The sequence below is a fragment of the Demequina sp. NBRC 110051 genome, assembly GCF_002090055.1.
Classification (GTDB): domain Bacteria; phylum Actinomycetota; class Actinomycetes; order Actinomycetales; family Demequinaceae; genus Demequina.
In genome coordinates, this window is sequence record NZ_BBRH01000010.1 from 159912 (window position 1) to 183950 (window position 24039).

Below are 24039 nucleotides of genomic sequence, written 5' to 3' on the forward strand. Positions count from 1 at the left end.
TCAGGAGATCCCCGCCATGGCATCGGTCGCACGAAAAACCCCGGCCCCACCGCGAGGTGGGACCGGGGTTATCCCGAGTGGGCGGTTTAGGAAACGACGCCCTGGATCTGCTCGAGCCAGGCGCGGCGGGCCGCCAGCGCCTCCTCGGCCTCCTTGATCTTGCGCTTGTCGCCCGAGGCCTTGGCGGCCTCGAGGTCCTTCTCGAGGTCGGCGATCGCGGCCTCGAGCTGGGCGGCGGCGCCGGTGGCGCGACGCTCGATCTCGGGGTTGCGCGAGTTCCACTGCGCGTCCTCGGCGTCGCGCACAGCCTTCTCGACCGCGCCCATGCGCTTGTTCAGGCGGGCCACGTCGGCACGCGGCACGCGGCCGGCGTCCTCGAAGCGGTCCTGGATGGCACGCAACTGACGCTTGGTGTTCTCGAGGTCCTTGATGGGCAGCAGCGCCTCGGCCTCGACGACCGCGGCCTCCTTGCCCTCGACGTTGCCTGCGAGGGCCTCGTCCTCGGCCTCCGACTCGGCGCGGCGGGCGTCGAAGAAGGAGTCCTGCGCGGTCTGGAATCGCTTCCACAGAGCGTCGTCCACGCTGCGCCGTCCGCGGCCGGCACGCTTCCATTCGCCCATGAGGTCCTTGAAGGCGCGCGCGGTGCGGTCCCAGTCGGTGGACTGCGCCAGGCGCTCGGCCTGGGCGACCAGGTCTTCCTTGCGGCCCGCCACATCGGCGTTGTCCTTGTCGAGCTGGGCGAAGTGGTGCTTCCGGGCCTTCTCGAAGCCCGAACGCGCGGTGGTGAAACGCTTCCACAGCTCGCGCTCGGCGTCCTTGGGGATGCGGGCGTTGGAGCGCTGCGCCTCCTTCCAGGTGTCGAGGAGCGAGCGCAGTTCAGCGGTGTCGTTCTTCCAGTGCACCTGGCTTTCGGGCTTCGCGGCGATGGCTTCGGCGGCGGCGACGATCTGCTCGCGCGCGGCGAGTGCCTCGGCACGTGCGGCCTCGCGCTCGGCCTGGATCTTCTCGCGGGCCTCGAGGGCCTCCTTCTTCACGGCCTCGAAGCGCTCGCGCAGGGCGGCGATGTCGCCGACCACGGCCGGGGTCTCGAGCTGCGGGGCGATGGAGCCGAGCGAGTCGTCGATGTCCTTGGGGCTGAGCTCCGCGGACGACAGGCGGGCGTGGAAACGTTCGACCGAGGCCGACAGCTCGTAGTACGCCTTCGCGAGCGGGGTCAGCGGGTCGTCGCCCGCGGCCTCGCCGACGGTGACCTTCTCGTCGCCGACGGTGACGACGACTGATTCGCCCTCGACCTCGGCAAACTTCTTCGCTGCCTCGATCTGCTCGTCCGTGATCTCGGCCACGACCGGCACCTTCACGGGGTGCGTGGCCTGCTTGGCAAGGACGGCGGGACTCGGGGCTCCGGGGCGCGGGCCGGGCTTGGGGGTGGGCTTAGGGGCGGTCACGATACTGACACCTCGTTCACGATGACGGACTGTGCCGGCTGTCCGTCGGGCTCGCCTGTGATGGTTCCGGCATTGGCAACGCCCTCAACAATACTCAAACCCTCAGTGACCTGCCCGAACACCGTGTATCCGCCCGCCGCGTCGGACGGGATAGTGGAGTCCTCGTAGACGATGAAGAACTGGCTGCCCATGGATTCCGCGTCGCCGCCTCGGCGAGCCATCGCGAGGGTGCCGGCCGGGTAGACGTCGTCGGTGGGGGCATTCTCGATGGGCCCGTATGTGTAGTTGGGGCCGCCCGTGCCGGTGGCCGAGGGGTCGCCGCACTGCAGGACGTAGATGCCGTCCGTGACCAGGCGGTGGCATTCGGTCTGGTCAAAGTAGCCGTCCTCGGCGAGCGCGACGAAGCTCGCGGTGGCCTGCGGCGCGTTCACGCCATCGAGCGTGACGGCGATGTCGCCCAGGTTCGTGGCGATCGTCGCCTCCCACTCGCGGTCCTCGGCGAGGCTGGGGTCCGGGGGAGTGGGCGAGGTGGCCCACCCTGTGGTGAGCTCGAGCTCGCTGTCGGCTGATGGGTTGGCCGATGCCGTGGCTGAGGGAGTCGTGTCACTCGCCTCCGGGGTGGTCACCTCGTCGTCGTTGGTGACGGCCATGACGATCAGGGTCGAGGCGGCGCCGAGAACGAGCGCGCCGGCGGTGATGGCCGCGACGATGCGGATGCGGTGTTCGCGCTTGGCTCGTTTGGCGGCCTGGCGGGCCTCGTACTTGCGCTGCTCGCGCTGGGCGTGGGCGCGCGCCTGCTTCTTGGTGCTCATGGATCCTCAACGATCGGGGGAGTGCGTGCGCGCCAGTCTAGGGCTCGCGCGAGCGCGCGCACGTCGCGCGTGCGGGCGCGTGTGACGCGAGCGGGCGCGTGCATGCGCCGCGAGCGGGCTCGCGTGACGCGTGCGGGCGCGTGTGGCGCGTGCGTGTGCTTGTGTGCGCGCACGACCGTCCACAGGTGCCGGGCACTGACCTGCGGTGATGGAACAATGGGAGGCATGGCCCGAGTGAGACCCCTGTCCGGATTCCCCGAGTGGACCCCCACCGACCGCGTCGTCGAGGCGCAGGTCATCGAGTCGCTCAGGGAGGTCTTCCGCCTCCATGGTTTCGCCGAGATCGAGACCCGCGTGGTCGAGACCCTCGACCGTCTCGCGGGCAAGTCTGAGGCCGCCAAGGAGATCTACACTCTCGGCCGCCTGAACGCGGAGCCGGACTCGGAGGCCAAGCTCGGCCTGCACTTCGACCTCACCGTGCCGTTCGCGCGCTACGTGGAGGAGTTCCAGAACGATCTCGCTTTCCCGTTCCGCCGCTTTCAGATCCAGAAGGTGTGGCGAGGGGAGCGCCCGCAGGAGGGCCGCTACCGCGAGTTCTACCAGGCGGACATCGACATCGTGGGGCGCGAGAACCTTCCCGCCCACCTCGAGGTCGAGGTCGCGGTCGTCATGGCGCGCGCCCTTGCGTCGCTGCCCATCCCTGCCGTGTCCATGCACGTCAACAACCGACAGCTCGTCGAGGGCTTTTACCGTGGCGTGGGCATCGAGGACGTGGCCGGCGCGCTGCGCAGCGTCGACAAGCTCGACAAGATCGGCCCCGACGGCGTGCGCGCCGAACTCACAGAGAAGGGCATCGCTGAGACCGCCGCAGACGCGATCCTCGAACTCGCGCGCATCAGCGCCACCGACGGCTCCTTCGCGGCCGCTGTCGAAGACCTGTGGGCCACGACCCAGACCATCGAGGATGTCGCCGAGCCCGAGCAGCTCCTCAAGGACGGCATCGCCGCCCTGGTCGCGCTCGTCGAGGGAGTTAACGCCGCGGTGCCCGACACGGCGGTGGCGGACCTGCGCATCGCCCGCGGACTGGACTACTACACGGGATCCGTCTACGAGACCTTCCTTGAGGGCCACGAGGACCTCGGGTCCATTTGCTCCGGCGGGCGCTACGACTCGCTCGTCGCAGGCGGCGGCTTCCCCGGCGTAGGCATGTCGATCGGCGTCTCGCGCCTCATCAGCCGAGTGCTCGGCGCCGGCCTCGCCCACGCGAGCCGCGGCGTCCCCAGCGCCGTGCTCGTCGCCGTCACGGACGAGGACCACCGCGCCACCTCAGCCGTCATCGCCGACCGACTGCGCGCGCGAGGCATTGCGTGCGAGGTCTCGCCCACGGCGGCGAAGTTCGGCAAGCAGATCCAGTACGCGGACAAGCGCAGCATCCCGTTCGTCTGGTTCCCCGGCGCCGGAGACGCAGACGACGACACCGCCACCGGCGACGGCGAGGTCAAGGACATCCGCACGGGCGAGCAGGTGCCGGCCGATGCCGATGCCTGGCTCCCGCCCGAGGGCGACGCCCGCCCCAGCATCGTGCGCGGCTGAGTACACGGCTGAGTACACGGCCGGGTCCGCGGCTCTCTACGCCACCCACACCGCACCTCCTGGGACCATCCACGAAACGCGGCCACGGCATCGGCCCTAGACTGGACGCGCAACCCCCAGCGAACAGGCACGCCCGTCTAGCGTGCCCAGAAAGGCAGTACACGTGCTTCGCACCCACCTTGCGGGAAACCTCCGCGCCACCGACGCCGGAACCACCGTCACTCTTGCTGGATGGGTCGGGCGTCGCCGCGACCACGGCGGCGTGGCCTTCATCGACCTGAGGGACGCCAGCGGCTTTGCCCAGGTTGTCATCCGCGAGGAGATCGCGCACAGCCTTCGCAACGAGTACGTGGTGCAGGTCACCGGTGAGGTGCGCGAGCGCCCCGAGGGCTCGGCGAACCCCAACCTCCCGTCCGGCGAGATCGAGGTCGTCGTCTCCGAGGTGACCATCCTCAACGAGGCCGCCCCGCTGCCCATGCCCGTCGACGAGCACGTCACCGTCGGCGAGGAGGCGCGCCTCAAGTACCGCTACATCGACCTGCGTCGCCCGCAGCCGCGCGCCAACATGGTGCTGCGCTCGAAGGCGAACCAGGCCGCGCGCCGTGTGCTCGACCGGCACGAGTTCCTCGAGATCGAGACACCCACGCTGACCCGCTCCACCCCCGAGGGTGCCCGCGACTTCTTGGTGCCCGCGCGTCTGTCGCCCGGCTCCTGGTACGCCCTGCCGCAGTCGCCGCAGCTGTTCAAGCAGCTGCTCATGGTGGCCGGCATGGAGCGCTACTACCAGATCGCCCGCTGCTACCGTGATGAGGACTTCCGCGCGGACCGTCAGCCCGAGTTCACCCAGCTCGACATCGAGATGAGCTTCGTCGACCAGGACGACGTCATCGCGCTGGGCGAGGAGATCGTCAAGGAGCTGTGGGGCCTCATCGGCGTCGAGATTTCGACCCCGATCCCGCGGATCACGTTCCACGACGCGATGGCACGCTTCGGCTCGGACAAGCCCGACCTGCGCTTTGGCCTCGAGCTCACCGAGCTCACCGAATACTTCAAGGACACGCCGTTCCGCGTGTTCCAGAACGAGTACGTGGGCGCGGTCGTCATGCCCGGCGGCGCCTCGCAGCCGCGCAAGACGCTCGACGCGTGGCAGGAGTGGGCCAAGCAGCGTGGCGCCCGCGGCCTCGCGTACGTGCTGGTTCAGGAGGACGGCACCCTCACTGGTCCCGTCGCCAAGAACCTGTCCGAAACCGAGCTGGCTGGCCTCGCCGAGGCCACCGGCGCCAACCCGGGCGACTGCGTGTTCTTCGCCGCCGGCAAGCCCGGCCAGTCGCGCGCGCTGCTCGGCGCCGCTCGTCTCGAGATCGGCCGTCGCCTGGGCCTCATGGACCCCGAGCGCTTCGAGTTCTGCTGGGTCGTCGACGCGCCGCTGTTCAAGGCCGTGGACGCCGATGACGGCGACGACGATGTGGTCCTGGGCTCCTCGAACTGGACCGCCGTTCACCACGCCTTCACGAGCCCCAAGCCCGAGTGGCTCGACTCGTTCGAGTCTGACCCCGGCAACGCGCTTGCCTACGCCTACGACATCGTCTGCAACGGCAACGAGATCGGCGGCGGCTCGATCCGTATTCACCGCCAGGACGTGCAGGAGCGCGTGTTCAAGGTGATGGGCATCGGCGAGGAGGAGGCGCAGGAGAAGTTCGGCTTCCTGCTCGAGGCCTTCTCGTTCGGCGCGCCCCCGCACGGCGGCATCGCGTTCGGCTGGGACCGCATCGTGGCGCTGCTCACGGGCGCGGACTCGATCCGCGACGTCATCGCGTTCCCCAAGTCCGGCGGCGGCTACGACCCGCTGACCGCGGCGCCCGCGCCTATTACGGACGAGCAGCGGGCCGAGGCCGGCGTCGACTTCGTCCCCGAGGACGACGAGGAGCCGGCGTCCGTCTAGGGCGCACTCCAACGCTTTGAGGCGGGTCGCCCCTGTGGGGGCGGCCCGCCTCTCGCGTATGTCAGGTAGTGACGGCGGCCGATGCCGTGGCCGGCTCGGTCTCGATACTCGCCTGGTGCGCGCCTCGCGCGCGGGAGTGCGTGCGAGAGTGCGTGCGGGCGTGCGTGCGCGCGCGAGCGCCTGCACGCGAGGCCCACAGCACGCCGCCCACGACGAGGACCCCGCCGGCGAGCTCGAGCCACGCGGGTCGCTCACCGAGGACTAACCAGGCCGTGGCGATGCCGACCACGGGCACGAGCATCGAAAACGGCGCGACCGAACCCGCGGGGTGGCGAGCCATCAGCCATACCCAGATACCCGAACCCACCAAGGTGCCCCACACGATCGTGTAAGCCAGGCCCGCCCAGGCGGGTACGGCATCGGCCGTCAAGGAGGTCGCCAGAGAGTCGCCGATCGCGCTCGGCCCCTCGACGACAAGCGACAGCGCCAGCATGGGTAGCGGGGGCACCACGGACATCCACAGCACGAGGTTGAGGGGCTTGTCCGCGCGTGCCTGGCGGCTCGCGAGGTTGCCCAGGGCCCACCCGAGGGCGCCCAGGAGCACCAGGATGAACGGTCCGAGGGGTGCGGAGGCGCCGTACGAGACGCCGACCAGTGCGAGTCCGGCCGTGGCCACGGCGACACCCGCGATGTGGCGCCGTCCTAGTCGCTCACGCAACAGGAGCGCACCCAACACCACGGTGAAGGGGGCCGACGCCTGAAGCACCAGTGACGCGAGCCCGGTCGGGAAGCCCGCAGCCATGCCCAGATACAGGAACAGGAATTGCAGCGTGCCAAAGCCCAGCCCATAGCCGAGCAGCCAGCGCAGCGGCACCTGGGGCCGTGGCACGAAGATGATGGTGGGAATCGCGATGATCGCGAACCTGAGCGCCACGAGGAAGAGGGGTGGGAACTGTCCGAGCGAGGCGTGGATCGCGAGGAAGTTCACTCCCCACAGGACGGCGACGAGCACGGCGAGCAAGACGTGGCGTAGGGGCATGCGACCACTGTGGGGGCGGTGGGGGTGTAGGGACAAGCAATAATGAAGACGTTAACTATGTAGGATTCCTTCATGGAAGTCCGCCACCTCGAACTCCTGCGCGACCTTCGCGATCGCGGCACACTCGGCGCCGTCGCCGCGGCCACGTACCGCACCCCTTCGGCGCTGTCACAGCAGTTGCGCACGGCGGAAAAGGAACTCGGCGTGCGCCTCGTGGAGCCGTACTCGCGGGGACTCAGGCTCACATGGGCAGGCGAGATCCTCGCCGACGGCGCGGGCGACGTGCTCACCGCGTTGGCGCGGGTGCAGTCGCGCATCGACCAGGGCAGGGCAGAGGCGGCGGGCACGGTGCGTATCGGCACGCTGCCGAGCGCGGGCGCCGCGTTGCTTCCGGGACTGCTTGCGCGCACACGAGACACCCTCATCAAGATTGAGCTCGACGACTTCGACCTCGCAGAGGCTGATTACGCGTCCCGTACCGCGGACTCCGACATCGTCATCGCGCACAGCCTCATCGCGGACGTGCCGGTGGGCGCCGAGGGCCTCGTGTCGCGGGTGGTGATGCGCGAGCCGATCGACGTGGTGGTGCCGGGCGGGCACCCGCTCGCGCGCGAGCGCACGCTCGCGCCCGCGCAGGTGGCGCGTGAGCCATGGATCACCGTGCCGCGCGGCTATCCCTTCGCAACCATTCACGAGCGCATCGAGGCGGCCACGGGTGTCCCCCTCGACCGCATCGCCGAGGTGCGTGACAACCGGCTGGTCGAGTCACTCGTAGCGCAGGGCCTGGGTATTGCACTGCTCCCGCGCTTCTCGACGCCGCCCAGCGAGGCCTACCGGCTGATTCCGCTCACCGGCGTGCGGGCCACCCGAGCCATCGTCGCCCTCGCGCGCCCCGATCGCGCCGCGCGCCGTGCTGTCCAGGTCACGATGGATCTCCTGGAAGACAGTGGTGCGGCCTTGCAAGGGCACCGCTAGCCTGATCGCGAGGCGCGTGTGGGTGGGGGAGAGGAGCCACGATGTCGCAGGCGGTGATGTCCGTGAGAGCCGTGGCCGCTGCCGTTGTGGCGCTCGTCGCTCTCATAGGCGCGCCGGCTACGCCCGCGACCGCCGCCACCGAAGGCTTTCGGGATGTCACGGGTCGTCACCAGTTCTATCGTGAGATCTCGTGGCTCACCGAGCGCGGCATCACGACCGGCTATGCCGACAACAGCTTTCGCCCCAGCGGTGAGGTGTCCCGCGAGGCTTTTGCCGCGTTTCTGTATCGACTTGCAGGCCGTCCCGGGGTGAGCGTTCCCAGCCGTTCGCCGTTCAAGGACGTCTCGACCAATGCGCAGTTCTACCGCGAGATCGTGTGGCTCGAGAAGCAGCACATCACCACAGGCTGGGCTGACGGCACGTTCCGGCCCAAGGACGCGATCTCGCGTTCGGCGATGGCGGCGTTCCTGTACCGCTACAAGGGGTCGCCGTCCTACACGCCGCCCTCCACGTCCCGCTTCACGGACACGCGCACTTCATCGACGTTCTACACGGAGGTCTCCTGGCTCGCGTCGACCGGAATGACCACCGGCTACGCCGACGGCACCTTCCGCCCGTACGACGGCACCTCGCGCGCCGCGACAGCGGCGTTCCTGTTCCGCGGCTTCGGCAACGCGTCCTATCACGCGCCCACCTATGCGCCACCCACCACGTGGCACACCGACCGCGACTACACCCGCATCATCAACGACCCGGAATCGGTGCTGGTCGTGGTCAACAAGCGCCGCGCGCTGGACCCGCTCCGATACGCGCCCGCGGACCTGGTCACACTGAGCGGGATCTCCGGCGGCTCCACCAGGTACATGCGCCGCGAGGCGGCGACCGCAATGTCTCGCATGCACGCTGCGGTCCGCGCGAAGGGGATGACCTTCTCGATCGTCTCGGCGTACCGCTCGCATGACTATCAGCGGGCACTGTTCGCGCGCTACGCCCGTCAACATGGCGTGGCATCCGCGGAGACCTTCTCGGCTCGTGCCGGACACTCAGAGCATCAAACCGGGTGGACGGCCGATCTTGGCGCGGGAACGTGTTCGCTCGGCGGATGCTTTGGCTCGAGCACGGTAGGCAGGTGGGTCGCCGCTCACAGTCACGAGTACGGCTTCATCATCCGGTACCCGCAGGGCGCCCAGGCGATCACCGGGTACATCTACGAGCCGTGGCACGTCAGATACGTGGGCGTCGAGCTCGCGACCTATATGCACGACCACGACATCGACACGCTCGAGGAACAGTTCGGTCTTCCAGCGGCGCCCGACTATCGGTGAGCGGCCACGCACCGCTCAGATGTGACGTGCCGCACTTCCTGAGGACAACCTTCAGGCAAGCCGCCTACGGTGGGGGCATGACGACGCAGCCGGTAGTCCCCTCGACGACGCGACGAGCTCGTTCCCGATTCGCAGCGCTCCTGGTAGCGGCCCTCGCAGTGGTGATCGCGGTACCCGCGACGGCGGCGCCGGCCTCGGCGGCCACCACTGGCTTTCGCGACGTCACGAACCACTATCAGTTCTATCGCGAGATCTCGTGGCTGACGGAGAAGGGCATCACCACGGGATACGCCGACAAGTCGTTCCGGCCCGAGCAGGAGGTCTCGCGTGAGGCCTTCGCGGCGTTCCTCTATCGGCTCGCGGGTCGACCCGGGGTGAGCGTGCCGAGCCGCTCGCCGTTCAAGGATGTCGACACGAGCGATCAGTTCTATCGCGAGATCGTGTGGCTCGAGAAGCAGAACATCACCACCGGGTGGGCGGACGGTACGTTCCGGCCCAAGGAGGCAATCTCGCGTTCGGCGATGGCGGCGTTCCTGTACCGCTACAAGGGGTCGCCGTCGTACTCGCCACCCTCGTCGTCCCGCTTCAAGGACATGCGGACCTCGTCGAAGTTCTACAAGGAGGTGTCCTGGCTCGCGACCACCGGCATGACCACCGGCTACGCCGACGGCACCTTCCGCCCCTACGACGGCACGTCGCGCGCCGCAACCGCCGCATTCCTCTTCCGCGGCTTCGGCAGCTCCTCGTATCAGGCGCCCACCTATGTTGCGCCCGAGGTGAACTGGCGTCCCAGCGAGATTCTCTCCACGGCCCGCTCGCAGGTGGGCTACCGCGAGCCATCCTGGCGCGACAACAAGTTCAACGACTGGATTGGCGGCAGCAGCGCCTGGTGTTCGGTGTACGTGTCGTGGGTCTTCGAGGCCGCCGGGTACCCGGGCTACGTGCCGCGAGAGAAGTACTTCAACTCGACCTACACATCGTCGGGATCGACCTTCGTCGGCAAGCTGCAGTCGGCCGGCGTGCTCGACTGGAACCCGAGCCTGTCAGACCTCAAGCCCGGCTATGTGGTCCTCATCAACTGGGGCGACGGCAAGGGCGCGAGCCACGCGGCCATCGTCGACCGTGTCTCCGGCAACGGTGCGTGGTTCTACGAGGGCAACACCACCTCAGGCACAGGCGACAAGACGCGCGGCGTCTTTCACCGCTGGCGCAGCGCGTCGGTAATCGACGCGGTCTTCGACCCGCGTGACTACTACGACGCCACTCACTGAGCCGAGGGCTGCCTTTGGGCGGCCGATGCCGTGGCAGGCCTCCGTACTCCCGGCCACCTCGCGAGGGTGAGGGCTCCGAGAGCAAGGGCGACCGCGATGGCGGCGAACGCGGCGGCGATGGAGGTGGCGCCCGCGAAGGCGCCGAGCCCGGCGGTGACCACGATGGCCGTCGCCTGCAGCGCCATCGAGTTCAGCGACAGCATGGTCGCGCGTTCCGCGGAGCTGACCTCGCGGTGCATGAGTTCCTCCGTGAGCGGGCCCGCGATCCCCAGGAACAGATAGAAGCCCACGAACGCGGCCCCCGCGCCCCACGGCTGTGGCACGGCAATCGCGGCGAGCGCGACCGCACCGGCGAGGGTGGCGAGCATCGCCGCGCGAGCGGCCCCGCGCGCGGCACGCATGGCGAGTGGGGCGAGCGCGGATCCGCTCGCGGACCCCAGGAACCCCGCGGTGACCAGGACAGCGTACGGTCCCGCAGCGGCTGTGGCCCCGCCCAACAGATCCGCCGCGTGCGCAGGCGCGAGAAGTTCGATGCCCGACAGGGCCGCCCCGAGCGCCGCGGTCAGCAGGAGCAGGCGTTGCAGCGCGCGCCTGTGTGCGGCGAGTCTCAACCCCCGACCGATCGCTCGCGGCACGTCGCGGGCGGTCTCAACGGTGCGCAACCGCAGGCGTGCCCACGGTGAGCCCAGCGTGACGGCGGCGGCTAGCGGTGCCGCCACGGCATCGGCCGCCGTCGGTGCGGTGGTGTCTGTGACCCATCGCGCGACGACCGCCACCTGAAGCACCGCCAGGGCCGCCTTGAAGATGAACGGCACCGACAGTGCGATCACGATCGCGCCGCTCGAAGGCAGCGGTACCGTAGCCGCGAGCGCGCCGGCGCCGAGGGCGCCCGCGGCGAGGGCGACCGACTCGGCGACGCCGGCGCGTGAAAGGCCGCGGGTGAGGTCGGCGTCGGGGTCGATGGCGTGGACCGAGTCGACATACCAGGCCTGCAACGGGCCCGAGTCGAGCGCGCGTGACAGACCCATCAGCAGGAAGGCCGCGGCGAGCCATCCCGGCGTGGTGGCGAACGCCAGCAGTAGCGCAGACACGGCGCCGACGACGGCGGCCGCGATCATCACCGGGCGCCTGCCGATGACGTCCGATAGCCCGCCGGTAGGAAGTTCGAGGAGCAGCGTGGCGGCGCTGTAGACGGCCGTCAGGAGCCCAATGCTCGCGAGCGACATCCCGCGTGCGCTCAGCAGCAAGACCAGAGACGGGGCAATCAGCCCGATGGGCAGCCACCGCAGCGCCGTCAGGATAACGAAGCGGCTCCGGACAGTGGCGAGGTCGGTCACGGCGCCTCCTCGCCGGGGTATGCGTAGCCGAAGTAGCGCACGGCGCGGGCGCCGTCGGGCCGCGCGGACGGGTCGTCGTCGCGAGTCACGAAGGGCGCGAAGAGCGCCATCATCTGGCGCTTGAGGTCGGTGAGCTCCTCTGGCGTCATCCACGCGACCACGTCGGTGGACATATCGGCCTCGCGCCACTCCTGGGGCTCCCCGGGGCGGCGAGCGCGATAGGCGCGCCAAGCGCCAAAACGGTAGTCCTCGATAACGTCCGAGAGGGACTCGGCCGCGCGGGCGTGCGCGACGCCGCTCGTGCCCGAGGAATTCCAACTGATGCCCTCGTCGCGTGCCTTCCAGGGGCGTTCGCGGCCCACGCCGCCCTCGGCGGGTGTGACATGGCCGAACTTGGCGAGTTGGCGCAGGTGATACGAGCAGTTCGCAGGGGTTTGGCCCAGGCGCTCCGCACACTGCGAGGCCGTGAGGGGGCCGCTCGCAAGCAGGTCGAGCAGCGCGAAGCGCACGGGATGGGCGAGCGCGCGCAACTCCCGGGGATCAGTGATCTCGCGCACGGGCCACGGCATGCCGGTCGAAGGGGAGTTGGGAACCGCGGGCGCGACTGGCTCGGGCGCGTCAGCTGGAGCGACATGGTTCGCACCGCCACGGATTTCGTCTTCCTTCATGTGTTGAAAGTAACCTTTCGAAAGGATTGTTGCAACAGGACCCGTGGCGCGGCGTTCGTGCCGGCGAGACATAGGGTGGGCGCCATGGACCTGTTCGAGTCGACAGAGCGCACCGGCAGCGGCGTTCCCGAGCCCGGACCCAATGCACCCCTTGCGGTTCGGATGCGCCCGCGCCAGCTCGACGAGGTGGTCGGCCAGTCGCATCTGCTGACCGAGGGCAGTCCGCTGAGGCGCCTGGTGGGGGAGAACGCGCCCGCGACATCGGTGATCCTGTGGGGCCCGCCGGGCACCGGCAAGACCACCCTGGCGTACCTGGTGGCCGGCTCACGCCGCTTTGTCGAGCTGTCCGCGGTCACCGCTGGTATCAAGGATGTGCGCGCCGTCATCGACGACTCCAAGCGCCGCATCGCCACCGGCGAGCGCGAGACGGTGCTGTTCGTCGACGAGATCCACCGCTTCACCCGTACGCAGCAGGACGCGCTCCTGCCTGCGGTCGAGAACCGCTGGGTCACGCTCATTGGCGCCACCACCGAGAACCCGAGCTTCTCGGTGGTCGGACCACTCCTGTCGCGCTCGTTGTTGCTCACGTTGCAGCCACTCGCGAGTCAGGACCTGGGCGCGCTCATCGATCGGGCGCTCACCGACGAGCGCGGGCTCGCCGGTCGCGTGACGCTCGCGCCCGAGGCGCGCGAGCACATACTGCGCGTCGCCGGCGCCGACGCCCGCAAGTCGCTCACGCTCCTCGAGGCGGTGGCCGATGCCGCACTCGCCAAGGGCCCCACCTCACCCGACGCTCTGCCCGAGATCACGGCCGAGATCACCGAGCGCACCATGGACGCGGCGCTCGTCGCGTACGACAAGTCGGGAGACCAGCATTACGACGTCATCAGCGCGTTCATCAAGTCGGTGCGCGGCTCCGATGTGGACGCCGCGCTGCACTACTTGGCGCGGATGGTGGTGGCGGGGGAGGACCCGCGGTTCATTGCGCGCCGCCTCGTGATTCTGGCCTCGGAGGACATCGGCATGGCCGATCCGCAGGGGCTCGTGATCGCGCAGGCCGCCGCCGATGCCGTCAGTTTCATCGGTATGCCCGAGGGCCGTATCCCGCTCGCCGAGGCGACCACCTACCTCGCCACCGCGCCCAAGTCCAACCGTTCGTATCGGGCGATCGACGCGGCGATCGCCGACGTGCGCGCCGGCAAGGCCGGCGTGGTGCCCGAACACCTCCGTGACGCGCACTACGCGGGTGCGGAGCGCATCGGCCATGGAAAGAACTACGTCTACAGCCACGACGCACCCGGGGGAGTGGCGCACCAGGAGTACCTGCCCGATGCCCTGCGCGGCGCGCAGTATTACCGGCCCACCGAGTTCGGCTTCGAGCGCACGGTGACCGATCGCATGACGCGCATCCGGGAGATGCTGGGGCGCGACGGGGCCTGATGCTCCAGACCTATCTCCGCTTGATCATGGCGGGAGGCTCTCAGCGGCCACCGACATTGGCGTTGGGCGGGGGCACCGGACGCGGGTAGCCGGCCAGATCTCGGCCAATATCCAGCGCGAACCTGCCGCCCGGGATGCGTCGCTGTTCAGGGTCAACCGATACCGGCGGGGTGAACCACACCTCGCGGCCGTTGATCTCGATGCCCCATTCCTCGCGATGGATGTCGTGGTGACATCCGACGCACAACGCGATGCCGTTGGCGAGGTCGGTCTTGCCTCTGTCTCGGAACCACCATTTGATGTGGTGGATTTCGCAGTGCTCGGGTGGGAGGTGACACCGCGCGCACCCGCCGTCGCGCTCGAAGATGGCGGTGATCTGCTCTGGAGTGAAGCCTCGCTCCTGCTCGCCCACGGCGAGGACCGCCCCATCGCCTCCGAGCACCATCGGGATGAACGTCGCGTCGCACGCCTGTTGGCGCATCGTCGCGACCGAGACGGGGGTGGTCATGCCGTCGATCGTGGCGATGCCGGAGCCCTCGATGACGTCCGAGAGGTCCATGCGCACGTTCATGGTCGTCACGACGCCGTGCTTGGTGCTCGCCTCGCAGCTGATCGCGTGGCGGCACAGCCACGTGAGGGCGTCGGCGCGGACCTGGACGGTGGTGCGCGTGTCTGGTTCGTTGCGGTCGCCGTCGCGTCGGTTGCGGAACTGGCGCCTGGCGATCTGCTCGATGGTGGTCTTGACGGCGGCGGCGGAGGGAACATCGAGCCGCGCCGTCAGCGTCCACATGCCATCGCGCTCCTCGCGCCAAGTGACGGAGCGGTTCTTGGTGGCGCGCTTCTCGCGCTCGTGGAGCTCGGGCGCCTTCAGGAGCGCTTCGGCCTGCTCGACCATCGCGTAGACCTCGCGCAGGCTGAGGCTGCGGGCGCGCATCACGAACCGCTCCTCGTACTCGGACAGCTTGTCTCGCTCGACGCGCTCGCCGATGCGGTCAAGTGCCTCGGTGATCACGCCTGCGTTCGGGATAGACAGGTTGCCGCTGGATTGTGCCTCCGCGATCAGCGGGTATCGCGGTCCCGGGGCGTCCGGCGCATCGATCACGCTGGGCGACTCGAACTCGGTGCCGGGCGAGTCGGTGTCGCCACCGTCCGGGCCGTTGACGCCATTTCCGGTGGTCACTTCAACGGGCCGCGGCGGCTCCTCGTGGGGCCTCCAGGCGCCGCCCGCGTTGATGAGTTGACGCGCATGGCCCATGGTGTCGCCGGTGATGGTGGCGATCATGCCGGCGGGGGATCGGTAACCGTGCTTGCGGGCCAGGTCCTCGCGGCCGATGGCGTTCGCGCCCGAGCGTCGAGCCAACTCGGCTGCGAACCGAGCTAGCAGGGCGTTGGAAGCCTGCACTAGCAGTGCGACGGACGCCTGCCCGCTGAGGAACTCGTCATCACTCGTCGTGGCGAGCTCGCCCACGCCGGTCAGGGCGCGCACCTGAACTGCGAGGTTGTCGACGTCGTCCGAGAAGGTCATGCATCCAGCCCACCAGGGCGCGACCGGTACCGCGAGGGTCTACCAAGATCTGGGGAGAACCACCGCGAGGGGTCCAGTCTGGGGACGACGGCAGCGCACGCGCGCGCATGGCGTGCACCCGCTCGCGTCGTATGCACCCGCTCGCGTCACGCGCGCGGGCCCATGCGCACGCCAGCGAGCACGTGAGCTCGAGTGCGCCTGCGCCTACGCGCACCAGCGCGCGCTCGCACCCGGCGCGCGCACGTGCGGGCGTCACGGGTGCGCATACGCACACTCACGGCGCACATAAGGGTGCCGCCACGCGCGCCTACACCGACCGCTAACGTAGTCACCGTGTTCGCATCGACCGCCGCAGTTATCCTGCTGGTGCTCCTCGCAGGGCTCGCCGTCTTCCAGATCGCCCTGGCAGCGGGCGCGCCGCTCGGCCGTTTCGCGTTCGGCGGTCAACACGAGCACACGCTTCCCACTCAACTTCGCGTCGCCGCGGCTCTCACCGTCGTCGTCTACGCGGTCATGGCGTGGGTGGTCCTCGAGTCCAGTGGCGTCACCGACCTCACCCCAGACTCCACCGACGCCGTCGGCGCCTGGATCCTCACCGGCGTCCTCGCGCTGAACATCCTCCCCAATGCCATCTCGCGCTCGCCCCACGAACGTGCCACCATGACACCCATCGTCACCGTCATGGCCGCCTGCGCGCTGGTCCTCGCGCTCACGGCCTGAGCGCACACCGCCTCAACACACCAAGACCCTGCGCGTCGCACCCGAGACATCCGCCACCGGGCCTGCTACCATTGTTGAGCCCTCGCGGACGGTTGGCTGCTGTCGCCGCGACATCTCTCATGATCTGAGTGGGAACGACCGCGTCCCCACGTCAGAGGCAACAAGCAAGGAACATCCAAGAATGACTTCAGTACAGCGTGCGCGCCGCCAGGTGCGTCTTTCGCGTGCCCTGGGCCTCGCTCTGACGCCCAAGGCTGTCAAGCACTTCGAGAAGCGTCCCTACCCGCCCGGCGAGCACGGTCGTACCGCCCGCCGCAAGGAAAGCGACTACGCCGTTCGTCTGCGCGAGAAGCAGCGTCTTCGCGCCCAGTACGGCCTGCGTGAGAAGCAGATGACCCGCGTCTTCGAGGAGGCCCGCAAGGACTCCCGTCGTACCGGTGACGCCTTCGTCGAGCTCCTCGAGATGCGCCTCGACGCCCTGGTGCTGCGTGCCGGCTTTGGCCGCACCATCCTCCAGGCCCGTCAGGCCGTTCTGCACCGCCACATCCTCGTGGACGGTCAGATCGTCGACCGCCCCTCGTTCCGCGTGAAGCCCGGCCAGACCATCCAGGTCAAGCCCAAGGCCGTCACCATGGAGCCCTACATGGCTGCCGCCGCCGGCGCGCACCGTGACGTGCTCCCCGAGGTCCCGGACTACCTCGACGTCACCCTCGAGAAGCTGACCGCCAAGCTGGTCCGCCGCCCCGAGCGTGCCGAGGTCCCCGTGACCTGCGAGGTTCAGCTGGTCGTCGAGTACTACGCCCGCTAAGCGAGCGCGGTACACCCAAGACACACTCAGCCGCTGGGTTCCGGTCCGTCCGGGCCCAGCGGCTTTGTCATACTTGACCGGGTCGGGTACGAAAACCCGACCACGGCATCGGACGGCCGATGCCACCCTCACCCGGGCTACCGGGCCCTCCGGCCCGTAGGCCCGCACCATCCGTACTGGAGGACAGGATGCGCACCGCTGACGTCAGGCAGCGCTGGATCGACTATTTCGAGTCGAAGGACCACCACATCGAGCCCAGCGCCTCGCTGGTCTCGCCGGACCCCAGCCTGCTGTTCACCGTCGCTGGCATGGTGCCGTTCATCCCCTACATCATCGGCACCGAGACCTCGCCGCACCCGCGCATCGCCTCTGTCCAGAAGTGCATCCGCACCAAGGACATCGAGGAGGTCGGCAAGACCACCCGTCACGGCACGTTCTTCCAGATGCTGGGCAACTTCTCGTTTGGCGACTACTTCAAGGAAGGCGCCATCGACTTCGCCTGGGATCTCCTTACGGGTCCCGAGAGCGAAGGCAAGTACGGCTTCGATCCCGAGCGCTTCTGGGTCACCATCTGGAACGAGGACCAGGAGGCGTACTCGGCGCTCACCAACGTCGGCGTGAACCCCGAGCACATCGTCAAGCTCACGCGCGAGGAGATCTTCTGGGACACCGGCCAGCCCGGCCCCGCGGGTCCCTGCGCCGAGTGGCACTACGACCGCGGCCCCGAGTTCGGTCCCGACGCCGTGGGTGGCACGGTTGACCCCGGCGGCGACCGCTACCTCGAGATCTGGAACCTGGTCTTCGACCAGTTCCTGCGCGGCGCGGGCGACGGCAAGGACTACCCGCTCATCAAGGAGCTGGACCAGAAGGCCATCGATACCGGCGCGGGCCTGGAGCGCATCGCCTACCTCAAGCAGGGCGTGGGCAACATGTACGAGATCGACGAGGTGTTCCCCGTCATCGCGAAGGCGCAGGAGCTCTCCGGCCTTACGTACAAGACAGACGCCACCAACGACGTGCGCATGCGCGTGGTCGCTGATCACATCCGCTCGTCGATGATGCTCATCCACGACGGCGTCACGCCCGGCAACGAGGGCCGCGGCTACGTGCTGCGCCGCCTCATCCGCCGCACCGTGCGTGCCATGCGCCTCATGGGTGTTGAGGACCCCGCCATCGAGACGCTCGTGCGCACGTCGTACGAGTCCATGCGCCCCTCGTACCCCGAGCTCGACCTCACCATCGACAAGGTCGCGAACGTCGCCGCCACCGAGGAGGACGCGTTCCGTCGCACCCTCGTCAAGGGCACCACCATCCTCGACACCGCGGTCGCCCGCGCGAAGGAAGAGGGCAAGAAGTCGCTCGCGGGCGAGACCGCGTTTCGCCTGCACGACGAGTCGGGCTTCCCCATCGACCTCACGCTCGAAATGGCGGCCGAGCAGGGCCTCACCGTCGACGAGGCGGGATTCCGTCAGCTCATGACCGAGCAGAAGGAGCGCGCCCGCGCGGACGCCAAGGCCAAGAAGGGCGGCCACGCGGACGTGGGCGTCTACCAGGCGCTCACGCCCACCGTCTTCCGCGGGTACGTCGAGCTCAGCCTCGCCACCACCGTCGCGGCCGTGATCAAGGACGGCGTGTCCGTCCCCGTGGCGACCGCCGGCGACACCGTCGAGGTCATCCTGTCCGAGACCCCGTTCTACGCGGAGTCCGGTGGCCAGGACGCCGACACCGGCGAGATCCGCGGCTCAAACGCGACCCTGCACGTCATCGACGTCCAGAAGCCCGTCGCGGACGTCATCGTGCACACGGTCACCGTCACCGAGGGCGAGATCGCCGCGGGTGACCAGGTCTCCGCGGAGGTCGACGCCGTCAACCGTCACCAGGCCTCGAAGGCGCACTCCGCGACGCACCTGATTCATGCCGCGATCCACGAGACCCTCGGCACCGACGCGAACCAGGCCGGCTCCTACAACAAGCCGGGCTACATGCGCCTCGACTTCTCGTGGCGTAATCCGGTGTCGGCGATGGCCCGCGAGGACATCGAGGGCATCGCGAACCGCGCCATCCGAGAGGAACTCCCGGTCGCGACCAACGTCATGAACCTCGACGAGGCGAAGAACCTCGGAGCCATGGCGCTGTTCGGCGAGAAGTACGGCGACCGCGTGCGCGTGGTCGAGATCGGCGGACCCTTCTCCCGCGAGCTCTGCGCCGGCACGCACGTCGCGAACTCGAGCCAGATCGGCCTCCTGACGGTCACGTCCGAGGGCTCCGTCGGCTCCGGCGCGCGCCGCATCGAGGCGCTCGTGGGCGCGGACGCGTTCAGCCACCTCGCCAAGGAGCGTTCGATCGTCGCCGAGCTCACCGGCACGCTCAAGGCGCGTCCCGAGGAACTGAGCGACCGCATCGGCGGCCTGCTCAGCCGCCTGAGCGACGCCGAGAAGCAGCTCGCCCAGTACCGCGCGCAGGCCATGCAACAGGTCGCGGGACAGCTGGTCGAGCACGCCAAGGACGTCAACGGCATCACGGTGGTGGCACACGAGTCCACCAACGCCGCCGATGGTGACGACCTGCGCACGCTCGTCACGGACGTCCGTAGCCGCCTGGGTGACGCGAACCCGACGGTGGTTGCGGCATCGGCCGTCGTTAATGGCCGTCCGCAGATCGTGATCGCGACCAACGGCCCCGCCCGTGACCTGGGCGTGCGCGCCGGCGACCTGGTCAAGGTGGCGGCGCAGACCCTCGGCGGCGGTGGCGGCGGCAAGCCCGACCTCGCCCAGGGCGGCGGTCAGGACCCTGCCAAGGTGGGCGAGGCCCTCAGCGCCGTACGTGACGCCATCGAGGCGCGAGGCTAAGCGGGTGCAGCGCGGAGTGAGGCTCGGCGTCGATGTGGGCACGGTCCGCATCGGCGTCGCGGCCTCCGACCCCGACGGCCTGATGGCCTTTCCCGTCACCACGGTGCAGCGGGTGAAGGGCAAGACCGCCGATGCAGTGGCTGAGTTGGCTGCGGTCGTCGCCGAGCGCTCGGCGACGCAGATCTATGTGGGCCTGCCCCGGAAGCTTTCGGGCGCCCAGGGCACCTCGGCCGAGGATGCCAGGGACGTCGCGACGCAGCTGTCGGAACTCACCGGGGTGACCGTGCGTTTGGTGGACGAGCGTTTCTCGACCACCACGGCATCGGCCTCCATGAGGCAGGCCGGACGCAACGCGAAGCAGCAGCGTCAGGTGATCGACCAGGCGGCCGCCGTGGTGATCCTGGAAAGCGCGTTAGACATTGAACGACGGGGAAATCTAGATAGGGTGACTGAGATGATCCCGCGTGAGGGTGGAGATGACTGATCTTTTCGAGGCCGAGTCGACCACGACGACGTCGCTGGACCTGCGACGCCTGCAGCGTCAGAAGCGACGCCAGGCGCGTCGCAAGTGGACCGCCATCATCTCGGCGGTCGCGATCGTGCTGCTCGCCATCGGGTTCTCGGTGGCCTACAACTTCGTGAGCTCCTTCGGTGGCGGCGAGTCCGAGGACACGGTCGCCGACTTCGAGGGCGCCGGCCAGGGCGTGGTACAGGTTGTCATCGAGCAGGGTGACTCCGGCTACGACATCGCGCAGACGCTGTACGAGGCGGGCGTGGTGGCCTCGCCCGAGTCCTTTATCGAGGAGGCGAACTCTCGCCCCGACGAGGCGCAGTCCATCACTCCCGGCTACTACTTCATGCAGAAGGAGATGAAGGCCGAGTACGCGATGGACGCGCTGCTGGATCCCGCGAACCGTGACGAGCTGAAGATCACGATTCCTGAGGGCTACCAGGTGGACTACTACCTGCAGTCCATCGCGAACCTCACCGAGTACTCGCTCGAGGACGTCACGGCCATCGCCGAGGACACCGACGCGCTGGGCCTGCCGGCCGAGGCCGAGGGCAACCTCGAGGGCTGGCTGTTCCCCTCGACCTACACCTTCACGCCGGACGTGCAGCCGGCCGAGGTGCTGTCCGCGATGATCGCCCAAACCGTGCGGATCCTGGACAAGTACGACGTACCGCTCGAGGACCGCGAGGACATCCTCACCGTCGCCTCGATGGTGGAGCGCGAGGCGCGCCTGGACGAGGACCGCCCCATGATCGCGGGCGTCATCTACAACCGCCTCGAGATCGACATGCCGCTGCAGCTCGACTCGACCGTGAAGTACCTCAACCCCACCGAGGGCGTGTTCACCACGGACGAGGACCGCGAGATCGACTCCGAGTACAACACGTACAAGTACGCGGGACTGCCCCCGGGCCCCATCTCCAACCCTGGAGAGGCGTCCATCGAGGCGGCCGTGAACCCCGCGGAGCACGAGTACATCTACTTCGTGACGGTGAACCTCGAGACCGGCGAGACGCTGTACGCCGAGACCTACGACGAGCACCTGAAGAACGTGGATCAGCTCCAGGCGTGGATCGCGGAGACCAACTCGGCCGACTCCGACTCGGAGTAGTCCGGTGACCGCTGGCCCGCGCAAGGCGGGCGTGCTCGGCCACCCCATCACGCATTCGCTGTCGCCGGCGCTGCATCGGGCCGCGTATGCGGAATTGGGGCTGGACTGGACGTACCGCGCGTATGACGTGACGGAAGAGTCGTTGCCTTCGTTTGTTTCGTCGTTGGACGGGACGTGGGGCGGGCTGTCGCTGACCATGCCGCTGAAGGTGGCGGCGCTGCCGCTCGTCGAGTTCGTCGAGCCCATGGCCAAGCTGGTGGGAGCGATCAACACCGTGGTGGTGCAGCCCGTGGGGCCGCGCGTGCAACTGGTGGGTGCCAACACGGACGTGCACGGCGTGGTGGCGGCGCTTCTTGACGGAGGGGTTGTTTCCGCAACGGAGGGCGTGGTGATCGGTGGGGGAGCGACGGCGACGTCGGCCCTGGCCGCGCTGGGTCGGATCGGCGTGACTCGCCCCGTGGTGGTGGTGCGCAATCGCGCCCGCGCCGGCGGGCTGATGCGCGCGGCGACCAAGATGGGCGTGGAGCCCAGGTTTGTGGGCTTCGAGGACGCGCCGGCGTTCTTGGCCGATGCCGAGGCCGTGGTGTCGACGGTTCCGGCCGATGCCGGGGCAGGGTTGGGTTCTGCGTTGAGCTCCGTACGTCCCGGTGCCGTCTTGCTCGACGCGGTGTACTCACCGCTGGAGACGCCGCTGGGGCTGGCGTGGGCCGCGGCTGGAGGAGTGTTCGTGCCTGGTACACGGATGCTGCTGCACCAGGCGGGGGAGCAGATGCGGCTCATGACGGGGCACCAGGCTCCGCTCGAGGTGATGGCGCGGGAGCTCCCACAGGTCTAAAGTCCCTTGTGGGGTGTGCAGCTTCTCACTGCGCCATCCCGACTCAAGCAGGCGCCGATATACGTTACTGAGGGGTACGACATCGGGCCTTTGCCCTAGAGGGGACTTTTGTGAAGCAACTGGGTGCAATCCTCGTCGAGGAAGGAACGCTCACCGAGGAGCAGCTTCTCGACGCCATCGACGAGCAGCGTGATCGTGGGCAGTCCCTGGGACGCACGCTCGTCGAACTCGGGCTGATCTCCGAGGGCCAACTGGTCCGTGCCCTCGCCGAGCAGGTCGGCATGGACTTTGTCGAACTCACCGACTTCCCGGTGGACCGCGCCGCGGTCGCCTTGGTGCCGGACACGGTCTGTCGCCGTCACGCGGCGTTGCCCATCCAGATTGATGGCGACATCCTGAAGATCGCCATGTCGAACCCCGGCAACGTGGTCGCTGTGGACGACATCCGCACGCTCACGCGCATGCAGATCCTGCCCGTGGTCGCGGCGCACGAGGACGTGCTCCAGGCCATCGACCGCTACTGCCGCTCTGACGCCGAGCTCAATGAGCTTCAGGGAGCGATCACCGACGAGGACGAGGCGATCGACCTCGCCAGCATCGGCTCCGTGGTGGAGGACGACGCACCGATCGTGCGCTTCGTCAACCTGCTGATCACCCAGGCCATCCAGGACCGTGCCTCTGATATCCACATTGAGCCGGCAGAGAAGGACGTGTTGGTCCGCTACCGCATCGACGGTGTGCTTCACGAGATGCAGCGAGCGCCCAAGGCAATTCAGAACGGCGTCATCAGCCGCATCAAGATCATGGCCGACATCGACATCGCGGAGCGTCGCAAGCCCCAGGATGGTCGCCTCTCGGTCAACCACAACGGCAAGAAGGTCGACCTCCGTGTCGCCACGCTCCCGACCGTGTGGGGCGAGAAGATCGTCATGCGTATTCTCGACAACTCCACCGCGGCCATGGACCTCATGGACCTTGGCATCCGCGAGAACAACCTCGAGATGTACAAGGAGTCCTACCAGAAACCCTACGGCATGATCCTGGTCACGGGCCCTACGGGTTCGGGAAAGTCGACCACCCTGTACGCGACGCTGAACCAGGTGGCCCGGCCCGAGATCAACGTGATCACGGTCGAGGACCCGGTCGAGTACCGCATCGGCGGCATCAACCAGGTGCAGGTGAACCCCAAGGCGGGACTCACGTTCGCGTCGGCCCTGCGTTCGATCCTGCGTGCAGACCCCGACGTGGTGCTGCTCGGTGAGATCCGTGATGGCGAGACCGCTCAGATCGCAATCGAGGCGGCCCTCACCGGTCACCTGGTGCTTTCGACGCTGCACACCAATGACGCGCCGTCTGCGATCACGCGTCTGATCGAAATGAACATCGAACCGTTCCTGGTGGGCTCCGCGGTGGACTGTGTGGTCGCCCAGCGACTCGCGCGACGTCTGTGCGAGAACTGCAAGGAGGAGTACAAGCCCTCCAGGCCGGAGGTCGAACGGTTCGGCTGGTCCGACGACGAGCCGCTGCCCCAGCTGTGGCGCCCCGCGGGCTGCCAGCGCTGTTCGCACACAGGCTACCGAGGACGCCTTGCGCTGCACGAGATCATGCCGGTGAGCGAGGAGATCGAGCGACTCGCCGTCGCACGTGCCTCATCGGCGGAGATCGCACGCGCCGCGTACGCGGCCGGCATGGAGACGCTGCTGCACGACGGCTGGATGAAGGCCCAGTCGGGCCTCACCTCGACCGAAGAACTGCTGCGAGTGGTGAAGTAGGACGCCTGAGGACTCAAGTGACAAATGCCACTGCCGATAAAGGGAATAGTTCCTAGACCGA

General features: G+C 68.5%; 19 protein-coding genes. 13 read left to right on the top strand and 6 right to left on the bottom strand.

The features are described from left to right. Positions 1 to 86 precede the first annotated feature (86 nt). Together B7K20_RS05520 and B7K20_RS05525 are read right to left on the bottom strand one after the other, a co-directional pair. Positions 87 to 1445 (bottom strand): DUF349 domain-containing protein, encoded by a 1359-nt coding sequence (locus B7K20_RS05520; RefSeq protein WP_084101360.1) that lies wholly within the window; start codon positions 1443 to 1445, stop codon positions 87 to 89. Continuing rightward, positions 1442 to 2257 (bottom strand): peptidylprolyl isomerase, encoded by an 816-nt coding sequence (locus B7K20_RS05525; RefSeq protein WP_084101362.1) that lies wholly within the window; start codon positions 2255 to 2257, stop codon positions 1442 to 1444. The genes B7K20_RS05520 and B7K20_RS05525 overlap by 4 nt, the downstream gene beginning before the upstream one ends. 225 nt (positions 2258 to 2482) lie before the next feature. On the opposite strand from B7K20_RS05525, the gene hisS reads away from it, so the two are divergent. After that, positions 2483 to 3850 (top strand): histidine--tRNA ligase, encoded by a 1368-nt coding sequence (gene hisS / locus B7K20_RS05530; RefSeq protein ID WP_084101364.1) that lies wholly within the window; start codon positions 2483 to 2485, stop codon positions 3848 to 3850. 163 nt (positions 3851 to 4013) lie between these two features. Then, positions 4014 to 5792, top strand: coding sequence for an aspartate--tRNA ligase (gene aspS, locus B7K20_RS05535; protein ID WP_084101366.1), 1779 nt, complete (start codon positions 4014 to 4016; stop codon positions 5790 to 5792). 61 nt (positions 5793 to 5853) lie between these two features. Here aspS and B7K20_RS05540 read toward each other — a convergent pair whose 3' ends face one another. After that, positions 5854 to 6831, bottom strand: coding sequence for an EamA family transporter (locus B7K20_RS05540; protein ID WP_084101368.1), 978 nt, complete (start codon positions 6829 to 6831; stop codon positions 5854 to 5856). A 72-nt stretch (positions 6832 to 6903) separates the two neighbouring features. On the opposite strand from B7K20_RS05540, the gene B7K20_RS05545 reads away from it, so the two are divergent. From B7K20_RS05545 to B7K20_RS05555, 3 genes are all read left to right on the top strand, one after another. Beyond that, entirely contained in the window at positions 6904 to 7806 is a 903-nt protein-coding gene (locus B7K20_RS05545) for a LysR family transcriptional regulator (RefSeq protein ID WP_084101370.1), read from the top strand. 41 nt (positions 7807 to 7847) lie between these two features. Next, positions 7848 to 9131 (top strand): D-alanyl-D-alanine carboxypeptidase family protein, encoded by a 1284-nt coding sequence (locus B7K20_RS05550; RefSeq protein WP_084101372.1) that lies wholly within the window; start codon positions 7848 to 7850, stop codon positions 9129 to 9131. Positions 9132 to 9208: 77 nt separating this feature from the next. Then, positions 9209 to 10402 (top strand): S-layer homology domain-containing protein, encoded by a 1194-nt coding sequence (locus tag B7K20_RS05555; RefSeq protein WP_084101374.1) that lies wholly within the window; start codon positions 9209 to 9211, stop codon positions 10400 to 10402. On the opposite strand, the gene B7K20_RS05560 is transcribed toward B7K20_RS05555, so the two are convergent. Together B7K20_RS05560 and B7K20_RS05565 are read right to left on the bottom strand one after the other, a co-directional pair. Continuing rightward, positions 10396 to 11739 (bottom strand): MFS transporter, encoded by a 1344-nt coding sequence (locus tag B7K20_RS05560; RefSeq protein WP_159449335.1) that lies wholly within the window; start codon positions 11737 to 11739, stop codon positions 10396 to 10398. The two genes, B7K20_RS05555 and B7K20_RS05560, sit on opposite strands and share 7 nt — an antisense overlap. Then, positions 11736 to 12407 carry a helix-turn-helix transcriptional regulator gene (locus B7K20_RS05565; protein ID WP_159449336.1) on the bottom strand — a complete coding sequence of 224 codons (672 nt, stop codon included), beginning with the start codon at positions 12405 to 12407 and terminating at the stop codon, positions 11736 to 11738. The genes B7K20_RS05560 and B7K20_RS05565 overlap by 4 nt, the downstream gene beginning before the upstream one ends. 84 nt (positions 12408 to 12491) lie before the next feature. Here B7K20_RS05565 and B7K20_RS05570 point away from each other — a divergent pair, with 84 nt between their 5' ends. Continuing rightward, positions 12492 to 13847 (top strand): replication-associated recombination protein A, encoded by a 1356-nt coding sequence (locus B7K20_RS05570; RefSeq protein WP_084101378.1) that lies wholly within the window; start codon positions 12492 to 12494, stop codon positions 13845 to 13847. A 40-nt stretch (positions 13848 to 13887) separates the two neighbouring features. Here the strand turns inward: B7K20_RS05570 and B7K20_RS05575 are convergent, their stop codons facing one another. Next, positions 13888 to 15372, bottom strand: a complete 1485-nt coding sequence (locus tag B7K20_RS05575) for an HNH endonuclease signature motif containing protein (protein WP_084101380.1) — start codon at positions 15370 to 15372, stop codon at positions 13888 to 13890. 333 nt (positions 15373 to 15705) lie between these two features. Between B7K20_RS05575 and B7K20_RS05580 the strand changes: the two genes are divergently transcribed. The 7 genes from B7K20_RS05580 (at position 15706) to B7K20_RS05610 (ending at position 23978) form a co-directional block, all read left to right on the top strand. Beyond that, complete coding sequence (locus B7K20_RS05580) at positions 15706 to 16092, top strand: hypothetical protein (RefSeq protein WP_084101382.1); 387 nt, start codon at positions 15706 to 15708, stop codon at positions 16090 to 16092. A gap of 181 nt (positions 16093 to 16273) precedes the next feature. Then, a complete protein-coding gene (gene rpsD, locus B7K20_RS05585; protein WP_084101383.1) occupies positions 16274 to 16900 on the top strand; it encodes a 30S ribosomal protein S4 in 627 nt (208 codons plus the stop codon). Positions 16901 to 17088: 188 nt separating this feature from the next. Then, positions 17089 to 19749 (top strand): alanine--tRNA ligase, encoded by a 2661-nt coding sequence (gene alaS / locus B7K20_RS05590; protein WP_084101385.1) that lies wholly within the window; start codon positions 17089 to 17091, stop codon positions 19747 to 19749. 4 nt (positions 19750 to 19753) lie between these two features. Continuing rightward, the gene (gene ruvX / locus B7K20_RS05595; RefSeq protein ID WP_234985728.1) at positions 19754 to 20233 is read left to right on the top strand and encodes a Holliday junction resolvase RuvX; all 480 of its coding nucleotides are present in this window, start codon (positions 19754 to 19756) and stop codon (positions 20231 to 20233) included. Further along, entirely contained in the window at positions 20226 to 21371 is a 1146-nt protein-coding gene (gene mltG, locus B7K20_RS05600; RefSeq protein WP_084101389.1) for an endolytic transglycosylase MltG, read from the top strand. Before ruvX ends, mltG begins: the two co-directional genes overlap by 8 nt. A gap of 4 nt (positions 21372 to 21375) precedes the next feature. Beyond that, positions 21376 to 22206: a shikimate dehydrogenase gene (locus B7K20_RS05605; protein ID WP_084101391.1), complete on the top strand. Its 831-nt coding sequence runs from the start codon at positions 21376 to 21378 to the stop codon at positions 22204 to 22206. Positions 22207 to 22316: 110 nt separating this feature from the next. Further along, entirely contained in the window at positions 22317 to 23978 is a 1662-nt protein-coding gene (locus B7K20_RS05610) for a GspE/PulE family protein (RefSeq protein ID WP_084101394.1), read from the top strand. Positions 23979 to 24039: the final 61 nt, after the last annotated feature.